General features: G+C 64.2%; 15 protein-coding genes. 4 read left to right on the top strand and 11 right to left on the bottom strand.

Features of this window, described 5'->3' with window-relative positions; translation table 11 throughout:
* The first annotated feature begins 445 nt into the window (after positions 1–445).
* Complete coding sequence (locus tag HALRU_RS15115) at positions 446–1702, top strand: PH domain-containing protein (RefSeq protein ID WP_015302259.1); 1257 nt, start codon at positions 446–448, stop codon at positions 1700–1702.
* Positions 1703–1790: 88 nt separating this feature from the next.
* Here the strand turns inward: HALRU_RS15115 and HALRU_RS15110 are convergent, their stop codons facing one another.
* On the bottom strand, positions 1791–2045 hold the full coding sequence (locus HALRU_RS15110; protein WP_015302258.1) for a hypothetical protein: 255 nt from the start codon (positions 2043–2045) through the stop codon (positions 1791–1793).
* Between the two features lie 517 nt (positions 2046–2562).
* Here HALRU_RS15110 and HALRU_RS15105 point away from each other — a divergent pair.
* On the top strand, positions 2563–3156 hold the full coding sequence (locus HALRU_RS15105) for a flavin reductase family protein (protein WP_015302256.1): 594 nt from the start codon (positions 2563–2565) through the stop codon (positions 3154–3156).
* Between the two features lie 40 nt (positions 3157–3196).
* On the opposite strand, the gene HALRU_RS15100 is transcribed toward HALRU_RS15105, so the two are convergent.
* The 5 genes from HALRU_RS15100 to HALRU_RS15080 form a co-directional block, all read right to left on the bottom strand.
* The gene (locus HALRU_RS15100) at positions 3197–3451 is read right to left on the bottom strand and encodes a HalOD1 output domain-containing protein (RefSeq protein WP_015302255.1); all 255 of its coding nucleotides are present in this window, start codon (positions 3449–3451) and stop codon (positions 3197–3199) included.
* Between the two features lie 104 nt (positions 3452–3555).
* On the bottom strand, positions 3556–4200 hold the full coding sequence (locus HALRU_RS15095; RefSeq protein ID WP_015302254.1) for a helix-turn-helix domain-containing protein: 645 nt from the start codon (positions 4198–4200) through the stop codon (positions 3556–3558).
* 86 nt (positions 4201–4286) lie between these two features.
* A complete protein-coding gene (locus tag HALRU_RS15090) occupies positions 4287–4877 on the bottom strand; it encodes a dolichol kinase (protein WP_015302253.1) in 591 nt (196 codons plus the stop codon).
* 106 nt (positions 4878–4983) lie between these two features.
* Entirely contained in the window at positions 4984–6867 is a 1884-nt protein-coding gene (gene glyS / locus HALRU_RS15085) for a glycine--tRNA ligase (protein WP_015302252.1), read from the bottom strand.
* Positions 6860–7711, bottom strand: coding sequence for a CBS domain-containing protein (locus HALRU_RS15080; protein WP_015302251.1), 852 nt, complete (start codon positions 7709–7711; stop codon positions 6860–6862). Before HALRU_RS15080 ends, glyS begins: the two co-directional genes overlap by 8 nt.
* 117 nt (positions 7712–7828) lie before the next feature.
* Here HALRU_RS15080 and HALRU_RS15810 point away from each other — a divergent pair, with 117 nt between their 5' ends.
* Positions 7829–7996, top strand: coding sequence for a DUF7556 family protein (locus HALRU_RS15810; RefSeq protein ID WP_015302250.1), 168 nt, complete (start codon positions 7829–7831; stop codon positions 7994–7996).
* Between the two features lie 36 nt (positions 7997–8032).
* Here the strand turns inward: HALRU_RS15810 and HALRU_RS15075 are convergent, their stop codons facing one another.
* The 5 genes from HALRU_RS15075 to HALRU_RS15055 all read right to left on the bottom strand — a co-directional run bounded on the left by HALRU_RS15075 (position 8033) and on the right by HALRU_RS15055 (position 14387).
* On the bottom strand, positions 8033–9400 hold the full coding sequence (locus HALRU_RS15075) for an ABC transporter ATP-binding protein (protein WP_015302249.1): 1368 nt from the start codon (positions 9398–9400) through the stop codon (positions 8033–8035).
* Positions 9393–10526: an ABC transporter ATP-binding protein gene (locus HALRU_RS15070; protein WP_015302248.1), complete on the bottom strand. Its 1134-nt coding sequence runs from the start codon at positions 10524–10526 to the stop codon at positions 9393–9395. Before HALRU_RS15070 ends, HALRU_RS15075 begins: the two co-directional genes overlap by 8 nt.
* Before the next feature lie 9 nt (positions 10527–10535).
* Positions 10536–11534, bottom strand: a complete 999-nt coding sequence (locus tag HALRU_RS15065) for an ABC transporter permease (RefSeq protein ID WP_015302247.1) — start codon at positions 11532–11534, stop codon at positions 10536–10538.
* 2 nt (positions 11535–11536) lie between these two features.
* Positions 11537–12535 (bottom strand): ABC transporter permease, encoded by a 999-nt coding sequence (locus tag HALRU_RS15060; protein ID WP_015302246.1) that lies wholly within the window; start codon positions 12533–12535, stop codon positions 11537–11539.
* A 106-nt stretch (positions 12536–12641) separates the two neighbouring features.
* Positions 12642–14387, bottom strand: a complete 1746-nt coding sequence (locus HALRU_RS15055; protein WP_015302245.1) for an ABC transporter substrate-binding protein — start codon at positions 14385–14387, stop codon at positions 12642–12644.
* 465 nt (positions 14388–14852) lie between these two features.
* Between HALRU_RS15055 and HALRU_RS15050 the strand changes: the two genes are divergently transcribed.
* A complete protein-coding gene (locus tag HALRU_RS15050; protein ID WP_015302244.1) occupies positions 14853–15275 on the top strand; it encodes a PPC domain-containing DNA-binding protein in 423 nt (140 codons plus the stop codon).

Below are 15275 nucleotides of genomic sequence, written 5' to 3'. Positions count from 1 at the left end.
GAACGGGCTTCGTCACTGGATCGGTTAAGGGTTGAGATAGCGTGGTGGAAGTGAACGACGGTGGTGTGGCGTTTCCCACTTCTCCGTCCACGATGTCTGGGTCGTGTTTTGGATTCGATTGGCTCCCGTGAATCTGGGCCAGTTCACGAGGGGACGCCCTTCAAAAAATACTTGTTCCTAACCGCAAATTCAGCCCTATTGTGTCTCTGAAACGATTCTATTCTCGTACTGATGCCTGGTTGCGGGGTCTTCCCCGTGGGCCGTATGCGGTTTTCATTGGGATTTCCGCGGGGCTCGGCTGGCTCGCAGTCAGTCTCCTGCTGGGTGCAGAGTTTCCCTACGCTGGAGCATTCACGATAGCGATCGTCTTGTTCACGCTGGAACTCGTAACCGGAAGTTGGCAAAATAGTGCCGAGTGACGACACTGTCTACGTTGTATTCACATATGGAATCTCGTTTCGGTGGCTGTCGGCTCTGTGTTGTCGGTCTCCTCTGTCTCAATCTCTTCCCGCTCTTCGGAACTGGAGCACTCGGCTGGGGAGTGAACGAACTTATAGTCCTGTATTGGATCGAGTGGTTCGTCGTGATCGCCGTTGGGGCTGTCCGAGCATGGCCTGCCAGACTCGTCACGTACCCGATTCCTGAGCAGCGACGCGAACCGTCTGTCCGGGTGAGACGAGGCACGCTCGACATCGCCGGTCGATCCGTTCTTGCTCGGAACGTGCCCTCGATCGTCGCGCAACTGCTCGGATTTCTTGCTTTCTGGACCGTGACGGGAGCGGCCCTCCTCTGGTCGGCATCGCCACTGTCGCATCCGTGGTGGGAACTGCACGCTGGCGTGGTAGTCACAGCCGGATTGCTCGCGCTGGGACACGGCTTGCTGGCGCGGGCATACTTCCGGACGAACCAATTCGAACGGGAGTCCCCCGAATCGGCCGCTGCCGCATCGTCGGCGTACACAGTCGGAATACTCGTTCTCGTCGGCTTGGTCGTCTCCGTTTCGCTGTCAGGGAGTGCTTCGGATCCTGCGCCACTGGCTGTCCTCTACGCCATCGTCGGTGGGAAACTCGCCCTCGTCGCGCTCGTCCATACCCGCCGCTGGCGATGGTTCAGACGGACAACCGAGACTCCCATCGAGTACGAGCAAGCGTTCTTCGCGGGGCTCTCTCGTCAGGGTGGGTTGACCGAGATCGGTGCGGTCCCGTCGGTTCCTCACCCCGGTGCCACCCCACAGACGACCGTTCGTCCCAGTATCTCGAGTATTGTGGCCGCCAGCCCCTTCCGTGGATTACTGGGAATCCATGCGTCGCTTTCGGTGTTCGTTTCGACCGGATTCGCTCTCCTCTTTGTCGTCGACGGCCGACCGATCGCCTCCACCGGTTCGCTGACCGTCGGGTTCCTCCTCGTGACACTCCCCGCCCTGATCGTCTCGCTCCCGCGACACGGGAGTCTCGAATACGAGTGCTACGACGACCAACTCGTGTGCTACGACCGCTGGCTTGGGGAACCCGTCTGGCAACTCCCATACGACACGATCGAGTCGGTCTCTGTCGACCGGGGATTCGCCGCTCGCATCGCGGGCTACGGCACGGTACGTGTCGAGACGTTGGACGATCGACTGGCGGAGTTGGCGTATCTGCGGGAGTATCGGGGCGTTGCCGACGCCATCCAGCGCCGCGCGACGCTCCCGGCTGGTGGGTGAGGGTTTCCCATACAAGGTGGCATACTGAATGCCCTCAAATGCTGTTGCAAATGGCAGCGGTCACATCCTCGCCACGCTGACGGTGGTTTTACTCCGTCGGCGATGACCCCTCCCGTCCGGCGCGTGCTTTCAACCGTTCCGAAAATTCAGAGAGGTTCATCCCGGCCGCACAGTCCGGACAGCACCAGCGTTCTGCCGTCTGGTAGTCGTGCGACAACGCGGCTGGCGGCTCGGTGGTGACCCGAAACAGCCGCGCCGGTGCCACGTCCCGATCACACCGATAGCACTCCCGATCAGATACCGTCTCGCCGGTCCCGTCGCGCGTTCGCTCGACGGATTTCATCCGAGCACCTCGCAGTCCGACGGCTCGAACCGATCGAAGCGACTCGGCCCCCAATCCCGGAAAACGAAACTCAGCGACGGGTAGCGATACGACTCTCTAGGCAACGGGCGTGCGAGACCTTTTTGTCTCGAAGGTGTGTTTCGGAACATGGCGACCAGAATCCCGGCTAGGGGATTTGGAAGCCACGTCTCGGGTGCCTCTAACACCCGGGGCATTTCTGCCCATGCGGACGCGGCTTCCGTCTGGATAATTGACGTGATGGGTAATATAGTTACTGGTGGCTGGTGGAATCAAGTCGGCGATCACGATTGATTTCGCCATCCCTCGCCGCGAACCCCTTCGCTTCCACTGGAACTCCCACCGCTAGATGGGTGCAAACAGGGCGGTGCGAATGGGACGCCACGAACGGAGTGCGGGCCGTCAGCGCGTTGACTGGGCGACTGGTTCGACGTCACGGTCACCACCGTCACTCACCGCCTCGACAACCGCTTTGTAGCCACGGCCGCTACTTCCGCCCGTGACAGAACACGACGTTTCTGACCTTTCGGCGCGCGAACGGGGTCGCCTGATGAAGACGGCCGTCTCGCCGCGACCGATCGCCTGGATTTCGACGCGGAGTCCCGACGGCGTGGACAACCTCGCGCCGTTTTCGGCGTACAACTACGTCTCTTCGGCCGAACCGGTCGTCTCCTTCAGCGTGCCGGCGGGCGACCGCGACGAACTGAAGGACACGGCGCGGAACGTCCTGGAGACGGGCGAGTTCGCAGTGAACGTCGCCGCCGAGGCGCTCGCCGAGGAGATGGACGCCACGTCGGCCTCGCTCGACGCCGACGAGAGCGAGTTCGACTTCGCCGAGGTCGAACGCGCGCCGTGTACGACGATCGACGCTTCGCGCGTGGCCGACGCACCCGTCACGATGGAGTGTACGCTCTACGGCACTATGACCGTCCACGACCGGCTACTCACGCTCGGCGACGTCCGCCACGTCCACGTCGACGAGGGCGTCCAGACCGACGGCCAGATCGACGCGACGAAACTCGAGACGGTCGCGCGGCTCGGCGGGCCGTACTACACGGATTCCGATCCGATCGACCTCGAACGACAGTTCTGAGCGCGGACAGGCGGTGGCGTCCGGTGATAGTGGGCTGGTCTTACTCGTCGGGGCCGTCCCTGACGAGGACGTTCCCGTCGGCGTCGACGACGACCGTATACTCGCCGTACGCGAACCTGATTCGGCCGGTGGATCGTCCCGCTCCCGCGAAGAGGGCCTGCAACGCGTCGGGGTCGACGACGTCGTGGAGTGGCTGGAGCTCGGCCGGCTCGCAGCCGCTGGCGGCCGCGACGGCGTCGACGATCGAGACCACGAGCTCGTCACGACAGCCGCCAGTCGGCGCATTCGTCGTCATACGTTTCGATACCTTCTCCAGGCCTAATAGGATGGACGTTCCGTTAGACACCTTTTTATAACGGGGTTACTATGGCTGGCCAGGCGCGCGAACGAACCGGCTCGTCACTCGACGTGTTCGCCGGCGAGTGTCTCGAGCCCGCGTCGCAGTCGCTGGCCGACGGCGGAGGACGATATGCCGAGTTCCTCGGCGAGTTCGGCCTGGGACACCTGCCGCGGATCCTCGAAGTAGCCACGCTGATACGCCATCGTGAGCGTCTCGTTCTGTGGACTCGAGAGAGTGTCGTCGCCGGACCCGAAGTACTCGCCGACCGATTCCAGCCGCTGGACAGTCAGTGGGACGTCGTGTGCCAGACAGCACTCCTGAAACGCCGACGTCGCGGCACTGTCCTCGAACCAGACGGTCAGTTGCCACCGATCCGGCGTCCCCTGTGCCTCGAGGACGATTCCGTCCGTGTCGGTGATACAGCGGACGAGGGGACTGTCGACCTTCCAGGCCGTCTTGTAGAACGCCCCGTCGTCCGTCCGTTCGATTCGATCGACGATGGCGAAGTTCTCCTCCGCGCTAATCGCCGATTCGACCGCGGTAGGCGGTGTGCCGCTCATCCAGACGTATGGAATCGCGAGTGACCCGTCTCGGCCGATGTAGACGACGTCGACCGTGATCGAGTCGAATTGGGAGACGATTCGTCGGGGGACCGAGTCGGGCGCTGCCGCAGTATTGGGGGAGGTGAGGGCGACGACCCGCATGGTCCACGAAAAATTAACCAATGGAAATAAGCAATACGATAGTTTATTTCGTTTGGTTTCCCACTGGTGGTCGGTTGCTGTCTGGGTTAGAACGGACCGATCTGGATCGCGATCCAGGCCGCCACGCCGGCGTAGATCGGGATCGTCAGGTTGTCGTCGAGTACGAAGTCACCGCGTCGGACCGTCACCCCATCTGCGACGGTCGCCCCGAGGGCAGCCGCGACGACGGCGAGCGGATAGTCGCGGAGGAACGGCGTCGCGAGCACGACACAGAGGACGAACATGCCGGCGAGCGTCCGCCCGTCTTTGACCCGCTGGAGCGAGTCCGCCGAGAGGGCGCCGCTGATCGGATCGCCGAGCGACAGCATCAACATCGCTGGCAGGGCGATGTGCGACCCGAAGACCACCACGACCACCGCCATACTGACCATGTACCAGCCGTAGCCGGCGAACTGGTCCTGTTCGTACTCGCGGGTCAGCCTGTCGAAGAGCCACCACTCCAGTCCGAAGTGGAGTCGCAGGATCTCGAGGCCGACGGCGCCGGTCGCGAGCACGACGAGCAGGATACGGAACCACTGCCAGGTCAGCCCGAGCTCGAGCGACTGCGCGAGCAGGTAGAGAACGACGAGGCCGGAGCCACTCGCGTGCACCAGTCGTCGCTTCAGTTCGTCCGCCATCGTCTGGTCGCTTCGTCGGCGTTCCCTTCAGTCAATCGGTTGGCCGTGGCGGATTTGCTGTGTGCCAACGCATCGCTCGATTGTCGGCTGGCATTCCACAGCGGGCTCAGCCGTCGAGTTCGTCGAACGTCAGGTCACCCGTGCGGAGCCCTTCGATGGTCGCGGCGAGGTCGTCGATCGAGACGCGTTTCTGGGCCGTCGTGTCGCGTTCGCGAAGGGTGACCGTCCCTGAATGCGCTTCGGCTCCGTCCGCGCCGCTCCGACCGTCGCCGCTCGCTTCGCTTCCCTCCACCGTCTCGTAGTCGACGGTCACACAGTACGGCGTCCCGATCTCGTCCTGTCTGCGGTAGCGGCGACCGATGTTACCCGAATCGTCGTACGTGACCGACAGGCCCACTGCGCGTAACTCGTCGACGATGTCTCGCGCCCGCGCTTCGAGTTCGTCGTCCGATTGCAGGGGGAAGACGCCGACGAACGTAGGGGCGACCTCCGGTTCGAGTGCCAGGTACGTCCGGTCCTCGCCGTCGACCTCGTCCTCGCGGTAGGCGTGGTGGCAGACGGTGTAGACGAGTCGGTCGACGCCGAACGACGGTTCGATGACGTGCGGAACGATGTGTTCGCCGGCCTCGGTCTGTTCCTCGACGGCGAAGCCGGTTTTTGCGACGGGGATCTCGTGATGCTCGCCGTCGACCTCGATTTCGACGCTCTCCGCGTCTCGCGGCTCCGATCCGTCGCCGCTCGACTCTCCCGCGGCCGTTTCGGCCGCGCTCTCGAACGCGGCCCGATCCCGCTCCGCTTTGGTCTCGAGCGCGTCCACGACGGCTTGGGCATCGCCGCCGAACTCCGGACCCAGGTAGCTCATGTCGGGGTCGACGACGGCACGCTCGACGGTTCTGGGCTCGTCGTACTGCTGGAAGACCGTAAAGCGATCCTCCGAGTACTCGTCGTGCTTCGAGAGGTCGTAGGCGCCGCGATCGGAGAAGCCGGCGATCTCGATCCAGTTGCCGTCGATCTCGGCTTCGGCGTCCCAGCAGTCGCTCGCGTAGTGTGAGCGTTCTCCGGCGAGGTGCTGGCGGTAGCGAAACCGGTCCATGTCGACACCGAGGGAGTCGTACCACTCCCTGGCGACGCCGAGGTAGTAGGCGATCCAGGGCTGGAGCGTCCCCGCCTCGACGGCGTCGCCGATGGTGGTCTCGACGTGGCCACCGCCAGATTCCTCCTGTTCGCTCGCGGGATAGAGCGTCACGTCGACATCTGTGACGGCCGAGAGGTCGGGCTCGTCGTCCTCGGGGTCGACGAACAGTTCCAGTTCGGCCTGCGTGAACTCCCGCGTGCGGATGATCGAGCGACGGGGGCTGATCTCGTTGCGGTAGGCGCGGCCGATCTGGGTGACGCCGAAGGGGAGCTGGTTTCGCGCGTACTCCTTCAAGCGGGGGAACTCGACGAAGATGCCCTGGGCGGTCTCCGGGCGGAGGTAGCCGGGCTGGGCGTCGCCGGGGCCGATGTTCGTCGCGAACATGAGGTTGAACGTCTCGACGGCCTGGTCGGCGAGGCCGGCACCGCAGGCCGGGCAGACGAGTTCGTACTCGGCGATGATCTCCTCGACCTCGGGGATGGGGAGGCCTTCGGCGTCCTCGTACTCCGTGTTGTCCTCGACGACGTGGTCGGCACGGTGGCTCTCGCCGCACTCTGGACACTCGACGAGCATGTCGTCGAAGGTGTCGAGGTGGCTCGAGGCCTCGAAGACCGGTTCGGGCATGATCGTCGGCGCGTCGATCTCCATGTTGCCTTCGGCGACGGCGAATCGCTCGCGCCAGGCGTCCTCGACGTTGCCCTTCAGTGCCGCACCCTGCGGACCGAACGTGTAGAAGCCGCCGACGCCGCCGTACGCGCCGGAGGCCTGGAAGAAGTAGCCCCGCCGCTTTGCGAGTTCGACCAGTTGCTCGCTGGTTCGGGCGTCGTCCGTGGAAGTCGTGCCGTCGTCACTCATACAGGGCCCTCAGCAGGTCGATGTCCCGGACGATGCCGACGAGGCGCTCGCCCGTGACGAGCGGGATCTGTTCGATGTCGTTCGAGATCATCTCCTGGGCGGCCTCCTCGACGCCGCGGTGCTGGGTCACGGTCACGACGTCGTCGGACATGAACTCCCGGACGGGACCGGTCGGCAGTTCGATGTCACGGGTCGGGAGCGACCGGCTTCCGACGGCCTTGATCCCTTCCCAGGACCACTCGGCGTCCTGATCCGGGAAGTTGTCGCCCGTCGACTCCTCGCCTTCGACGATGTGAGCGACGTCCAGGATGTCGACCTCGGTGAGGACGCCGCACATCGATCCTTCGTCGTCGAGGACCACGGCGTACGGAGCGTTCGCGTAGGACAGCTGTGCCTCCGCGACGAGCAGCGGCGTCTCGTGGTGGGTGGTGTTCACGTCGCGTGCCGCGTAGTCGCCGACTTCGGCGTCGACGTCGACCTTCCCTCTGGCGATCGCGGCGACGACGTCCGTCACGGTGACGATCCCCTCGAACTCCCCATCGACGACCGGGACGCGACGCGCCCCCTCCTCGACCATGAGCTCGGCGATGTCCTCGACGTCGGTGTCGGCCGTCGTCGTCGGGACGTCCTCCATCAGCATCACGAGCTGGTCCTCGTCGGGCTGGTCGATCAGCGACTGTCGCGAGATGAGCCCCCGGTACTCCGGGCCGTCGTCGCTCTCCGAGATCACGGGAACCGAGGAGAACGACCGCTCCTGGAGGTACTCCAGGACGTCGCTGCGCGTCCCCGGCAGCACCGCCGTTACGACCTCGTCGCGAGGCGTCATCGCGTCGGCTACCTTCATGTCGTCCGGATACGGCCAAAACCCGTATAAAGCCAGTGTTTCCGTGTCCACTCGACCCGTGCTAGTCGCCGTCACACCTTCGACGGCTTTATCAACCCCTGGGTGAGATTCTTTCTCATGGAGGGTAACCCACTCCCTACTGCGACGCAGGATGCAGAGACGGTCGTCGCGTCGATCGATCCAGCGGTCGGCGGCGAAGAGTACGTCATCGCCGACATCTCGACAGACGGGGCGTGGGTATCGATGAACGTGGAGTCCGCACCGGCGCTTGCCGCCTGGCGGTGAGCGGGCGACGCCAATTTTCCCGGCCCAGTTCGACGCCTAGCGGTGAAGGTGACAGGCGCTGAAGTGCCTGCCGTCGCCGAATTCGGGCTCGACCTCGTAGGCTGGCCGCTCGCGGGCGCAGATACTCTGGTCGGCGAAGGAGCCGACGAGCAGCGATGCGGCTTCGTCCCAGTTCGCCCGCGCACTGGTACTCCGCTGGGACGCCGCCGAGCCGTCGGTCGCGACGAGTTCGATGGCTTCCTCGACGATCGCCCCGGCGTCGCCACCGGGGACGCCGCGTTCGAAGAACGTCGCCCGGAGTTCGGCTGCCGGCGCGGTGTCGAACGTGCGCCGGTCGACCGCCCGCATGAAGGCTCTGACGTCGTTCCACTCCCCGTCGGTCAGGTCGTACGCCTCCGGCGCGATGAGTTTCGGACAGCGAGTCCGGAAGCGACATCCCGAGGGCGGGTTGGTCGGGCTCGGCACCTCGCCTTCGAGGACGCCTCGTGCGTCGCTGTCGCGTGGATCGGGGACCGGAATCGAGTCGAGGAGCGCCCGGGTGTAGGGATGGGACGGGTTCTCGAAGAGTTCCTCCTTTGCTGCGAGTTCGACGATGTTGCCGAGGTACATCACGGCGACGCGGTCGGAGATGTACCGGATTACCGAGAGGTCGTGGGCGATGAAGAGGTACGTGAGGCCGAACTCCTCCTGGAGTTCCTCCATCGTGTTCAGTACCTGCGCCTGAATCGAGACGTCGAGCGCGGAGACCGGCTCGTCGCAGACGATGAAGTCGGGATCGACCGACAGCGCGCGGGCGAGGTTGATTCGCTGGCGCTGGCCGCCCGAGAAGGCGTGGGGAAACCGGTTGTAGTGGTGCGGATCGAGGCCGACCTTCTCGAGGAGCATCTTCGCGCGGGCCTCCCGCCCCTCGGCGTCGAGCATGTCGTGGGCCCACATCGGCTCCTCGATGATGTCGCCGACGCGCATACGCGGGTCCAGCGACGACTGCGGGTCCTGGAAGATCATCTGGATGTCCGAACGCATCTCGCGCAGGTCAGACCCGCTCAACTCGGCCAGGTCGCTTCCCTTGTAGTAGATGTTCCCCGCCGTCGGCGTCAGCAGTCGGAGGATCGTCCGGCCGAGTGTACTCTTCCCGCAGCCGGACTCGCCGACGAGGCCGAGCGTCTCGCCGTCACGGATGTCGAACGAGACGTCGTCGACGGCCTTGACCGGCTCGCGATCCACGCGGATCGGCGGGAACGTACTGGTGTCGAGGCTGAGCCCGTCGAACAGCCCGGACGACGACCGGAAGTACTTCTTCAGGCCGTTGACGCGAACCATGGTCTCCGCCTCGGAGCCGCCTCCCGACCGGTCGTGGGTGTCCGTGCGAGCCGAATCGCCGCTCTGGGCAGAATCGCTACTCATTCGCCTCACCCCCGCTGGCGACCTCCGAGGGTTCCTGTCCACGCTCGCTCCGTGCGAGGTTGTCGAGCGGTGGACTCTCGTCGTAGCCGACGTCGAAGACGTCGCGCTTGAAACACGCGGATCGGTGTGCGAACCCGTCGACCCGATCGATCTCCGCCGGCTCGGGGTGGATCTGTCGACAGACCTCTCTCGCGTCGGGACAGCGCGGGTGGAATCGGCAACCTGGCGGTGGATCGATCGCCTCCGGCATGACGCCACGAATGGGATCTAAGTCCGTGACCGTTCGATCCGGTCGCGGCATCGAGTCGAGCAGGGCCTTCGTGTAGGGGTGGCCGGTCTCGTAGAAGAGTTCGTCGACGGGTGCCTGTTCGACGATCTCTCCAAGATACATGACGTTGACGCGGTCGCAGATTTCGGCGACGACGCCCATGTCGTGGGTGACCCAGATGAAGCTCGTGCCGTACTTGCGCTGGAGCTCGTCGACGAGGTCCAGGATCTGTCCCTCGACGGTGACGTCAAGCGCGGTCGTCGGCTCGTCGGCGATGATCAGGCTCGGCTGGCAGGCCAGTGCCATCGCGATCAGCACGCGCTGGCGCATGCCGCCGGAGAACTGGTGCGGATACTCGTCGTAGCGCCCCTCGGCGTCGGGAATGCCGACCTCACGGAGCATGTCGATCGCCTCCTTGCGGGCCTCGTCGCCCGTCAGATCCCGGTTGAGTTCGATGAACTCCCGGAGCTGGCCGCCGATCGTGAAGACGGGATTGAGCGACTCCATCGGGTCCTGGAAGATGGCGGCGATCTCGTTGCCACGGATCTCCTTGCGGACTGTCTCGGCCGAGAGTGTCCCCTCGCGTGGCCGTCTGTCGCCGTCTTCGGTCTCTTCGGCCGCGAAGATCGTCCGTCCCTTGTAGGTTATCTCGCCGGCGACGATCTCGCCGGGGCTGTCGACGAGTCTGAGCAGGCTCATCGAGGCGACGCTCTTTCCCGCGCCGCTCTCGCCCACGATACCGACGATCTCGCCCTCGTAGACCTCGAAGGAGATGCCGTCGACGGCACGAACGGTTCCGTTCTCGGTGACGAACTGTGTCTTCAGGTTCTCGACGCGAAGCAGTGGTTCGGTACTCATTGTCTGGTGTTAGTTGTCGATTCGCGGGTCGAGGGCGTCCTGGAGCCCGTCGCCGAAGAGGTTGAAGCCCATGATGGTGAACATGATCGCGAGTCCCGGCCAGATCGAGAGCCAGATGTTCGAGTGCATGTAGCGGTACGACTGGGCGAGCATTCGCCCCCAGTCCGGTGTCGGTGGCTGGGCACCGTAGCCGAGAAACGACAGGCCGGCCACGATGAGGATCACGACACCGATCTCCAGCGTCGCGTAGACGAGCACCGGCGCGAAGCTGTTCGGGATGATGTGCTTTGCAATGATGTATCGGTCCTTCACGCCGGCCGCTCGCGCGGCTTCGATGTAGTCCATCTCGCGCACCGAGAGCACTCGCGAGCGGATGATTCGCGCGAAGATCGGGATCGTCGTCAGCGAGACGCCGATGATCGCGTACTGAATGTTCCGTTCCCCGCCGCTGGCGAACTCGGTGAAGACGATGATCAGGATCAGTCCCGGGATCGCGTAGAGCGTCTCGACGCTGCGCATCAGGATGTCGTCGACGCGGCCGCCGTAGTAACCTGAGACGGCCCCGACGATCGTCCCCGCCACGGTGCCGAGCAGCGTCGCGACGATGCCGACGCTGACCGAGATCTGGCTCCCGTAGACCAGCCTCGTGAAGTAATCGCGACCTTCGGGGTCCGTTCCGAGCGGATACTCGAGTGAGCCGTCGACGTGGAAGGCGGGCGGCTGGTTCGGCTGGGACTCACCAGGTGCGGGGAGGTGTTCGGGGTGGTCGAAGATCGGAATCGCCTCCGCCATCGTGTAATTGTCGAAGGCGCCGAAGGTGAGCGTCGACAGGTAGGTGTCGACGAAGGCGTAGAGGCCGACGACAAGGACGACGCTGATGACGTACAGTCCCCACCGGGCCGTCGTGTCGCGCTTGATTCGCCCGAGCGTGTCCCGCCACGTCTTCGCTGCAACCTCGCCGCTCGCGCCGTCGCCGCCTTCGACCTGTGATTCGCTGGAGACGGCCATCGTCAGTCACCCTCCCCGTACGTGACACGCGGGTCGACGTATGCGTACGCGATATCAGTGATGATGACGCCGACGACGAAGATGACGGCCAGGATGGTCGCGACGCTCATCACGACTTGGTAGTCCTTTCGCCCGATCGAATCGATCAGTAACCGTCCCATCCCGTTGATGTTGAAGACGGTCTCCGTCAGAACGGCCCCGCCGAGTGCGGTCGACAGGCCGAGCCCGACGAGGGTGATTACCGGGAGCTGTGCCACCTGGAACGCGTGTTTTCTGAGGATCGTTCGCTCCGAGACGCCGTACGCCCGGGCGAGTTTGACGTACTCGCCCTGCAGCGAGTCGATCATCTGTGTTCGCTCGACGCGCATGATCGTCGCCATCTGGAGCGTTCCGAGCGACACCATCGGCAGGAACAGGTGGTGGATGACGTCGATCATGTGCCAGAAGTACCCGTCCACTCCGGCGTCGTCGGGGACGTGCCACGGCATGACGAGCCCTGCAGACGGGAACCAGCCGAGTTGCACCGCGAAGATGATGATGAGCATGATCCCGATCCAGAACGATGGCGTGCTGACACCGAAGAGGGCGACGAGGCGCGAGATGTGGTCGGTCGGTTCGTTCCGCCGCGTCGCGGCGAGTATCCCGAGCGGGATCGCCGTGACCATGGCGAAGAGAAACGCCGAGAGCACGAGCAGCAGCGTCGGCCCGACCCGGGGCCACATCACTTCGGTCACCGGTCGATCGAAGTGGATGCTCCGGCCGAGGTCGCCCGTCAGGATGCCCGTCAGGTAGTCCCAGTACCGGACGTAGAGCGGTCTGTCGAGCCCGTATCGTTGTTCCAGATAGGCCAGGTGTGCTTCCGATACCTCTTGCCCGGCCGTCATGATCCGGATCGGATCGCCCGGGGTCAAGTTGATGAACAGGAAGAGTATCGCAGTGATTCCGATCAACACCGGGATCGCCTGGGCAACCCGGAACGTCGTGTAGCGAAGGAGTCCCATCGTTAGTGGCGTCTCTGTGAATTGGTCAGCCGTTTCGTTCGATTCCCGATCGCCATTTCGTGTGCACTTGCGGTGTCCGTCCGCTCGGTTCGCCCGTCCGCTCTCTCTACGACTCCTCGACCCAGACGTTCCCGTACTGAGTCGCGAGTTGTGGGTTCGTCGCGACGTTCGGGTGCGCGTGCAGATCTTTCACGTGCGTGCCAGCGGCCATCGTGTTGTGCTGGGTGAACGCGGGGAGCGCGGGCAACTGTTCCAGAATCTCGATCAGAACTCCCTCGTAGAGGTCGTAGCGCTCGTCCTGATCGGCCGTCTGTCGCGCCGCGAGGATGTCGTCGTGGAACGAGTCGCTCCCCTCGTAGAAGTGCCCCTGACTCAGCCCAGCCGCTTCCTCGTGGAACAGGTTGTAGAGGTAGGTGTCCGGGTCCGGCCCGCCGGTCCAGCCGAGCAGATACATCTCGTAGTCGTCCGGGTTTCCCGTGATGTAGGTGTCCGTCAGCGTCCCGAAGTCCAGTTCCTGCACCTGGGCGCTGTATCCGATCTCGTCGAGTCGCGTCGCGATTCGCTCAGCGAGATCCGCCCGGATGCCGGACGGTGTGATGATCGTCGGATTGAAATCGTCGGGTGCGTGCTCGCCGAGCAGCGACTCGGCGTTGTCCGGGTCGTACTCCGGATAGTACTCGTCGCGCCACTCGTCCATCGGGAAGCCCCACTCTTCGTTGGTGATCGGCGGGACCGGCGTCGTGATGGGCTGGGTGGTGTTCGAGGCGTTCGTTTCGACGAAATCGCGCATCGAGAACGATTGGCAGATGGCCCGCCGAATCTCGGGCGAACTCGTGTCGGCTTCGTCCGTACAGTTGAACGCGAGGTACATGTACGAGGGACTCTCGCTCATGTGCCGCCGGACACCGTCCTGGTCCAGTTCTGGCCAGCTGTTGTCGGGGATGCCCGAGATTGCGTCGGTATCGTCCGCCTGGATCTGACTGACTCGGCTCGACGGGTCGGCGGCGGCTTCGAACGTCACCCGCTGCAGGTACGGCTGCGGTTCGCCCCAGTAATCGTCCCGGCGAACCAGCGTAGCCGGGCCGTTGAGGGAGAACTCCTCGAACTCGAACGGGCCGCTCCCAACGGTGTTTCCGACGGGGTCGTCGTTGTACGACGTGTTCACGTACTCGGTCAACTGATCGGGGTTCGCCTCGACAGTGTCCGGCGTCGCCTCGTCGTACGCCTCCGGATCGGCAAGCCGGTCCTGCTTACTGACGACAGAAATCGCCTGCGTCAGCGTTTCCCACGGACCGTACGGCTCGACGAGGTCGACCTGCAAGGAGCGCTCGTCGATGACCTCCGTAGCCTCGATCATACTGTACTCCGGGGCGTTCTCGGTCTGCTCTAGGACCGGCGCGATGAACGAGTGTTCGACGTCTTCGGCGGTGACGGGATTCCCGTTGCTAAACTCCGCGCCATCGGCGAGCTCGTAGATGAACCGGGTCCCGTCGTTCTCGATTTCCGGGTCGCCGGTCGCCAGTTTCGGTTCGAGTCCGAGTCCGTCGTCGAACTCGTACAGCCCGTCGAACACCCAGTTGAACACCTGGAAACTGTACGCGTCGTTCGAGACGACCGGGTCGAAGTCTTCCGACCGCTCTTGTTCTTGCGTGTAATGTAACTCGCTCTGGCGAGCGGCCTCCTCGTCGTCCGGCTCCTCGCGATCGTACTGGAAGTCCTCGGGGTCGACGAGTCCGTCGCCGTCACCATCACCGTTCCCGTCTCCACCGATGCAACCGGCAATCGCAGCGCCCGAGACCACCGCGCCGGTGGCCAGCAGCCGCCGCCGCGATAGCGTCGTGGGTCGTGCCATGGCACAGGACCACACGGGGATAGTATTATATATGATATTATTACTCGAGATGTATCTCTCGCGTAATTTTTGAAACGAACGCTTAATCCCGCATTTACTCCGGTACGGACTGCGTATTGCGAGCGCGACGAACCGGACCCCTCGCAGGCTCCGTCGTCGCCGTCTCGTGAGTGGGCCGTTCTTGCCTCGTGAAACAGCGGTAGCTGGGTGATACTACCGATTCGAACCGCTCTGCCATCCTGCGCCCCGCCTGGGCCCTTGCCCTTCCCACTGCGACCGGCTCGGCCAGCGGAGGTGAGACGAGTAGCCTCTCGGTTGGAGCGACTCGGCTGAAACGGTCTGCCGCTGCGACCGAAACAGTCAGCTGACTCTGCTGAAACGATCGCTCGACTCGGACGAAACGGTTCGACGATCTGGCAGTCTCCAAGCGGAGACTTTTTCCACGCTGCGCGGGTGAGTTGTCCCATGCACTTTCGATCGGTCGAGACCGCAGGCGAGTACGTCGCCCGGCTCGAAACGGGCGCGGACTGGCGGACCGAGATCGAGGCCCTCGCCGCCGCGGTCGACGCGGACGCGGCCTGGTTCACGGCACTCGGTGCCGTCCAGGACGCCGAACTCTGGTTCTACTACCAGGACGAGGGATCCTACGATCCGATCACGTTCGACGAGGAACTCGAAGTCGCGAGCTGCGTCGGCAACGTCTCCCTCCTCGATGGCGAGCGATTCGCTCACACCCACGCCGTCCTCTCGCGGCCCGACGGCGAGGCCGTCGCCGGCCACCTGAACGCGGGGACCGTCTTCGCCGGCGAGGTCTACATGCGGGCGTTCGAGACGCCGCTCGAACGCGCCCACGACGAGACGACCGACCTCGACCTCTGGCCGCTCTGA

The organism is Halovivax ruber XH-70, from assembly GCF_000328525.1.
In the GTDB taxonomy this organism is placed as follows: domain Archaea; phylum Halobacteriota; class Halobacteria; order Halobacteriales; family Natrialbaceae; genus Halovivax; species Halovivax ruber.
The sequence above is the reverse complement of the archived record's forward strand: the minus strand, read 5'-3'. Positions and strand labels throughout refer to the sequence as shown.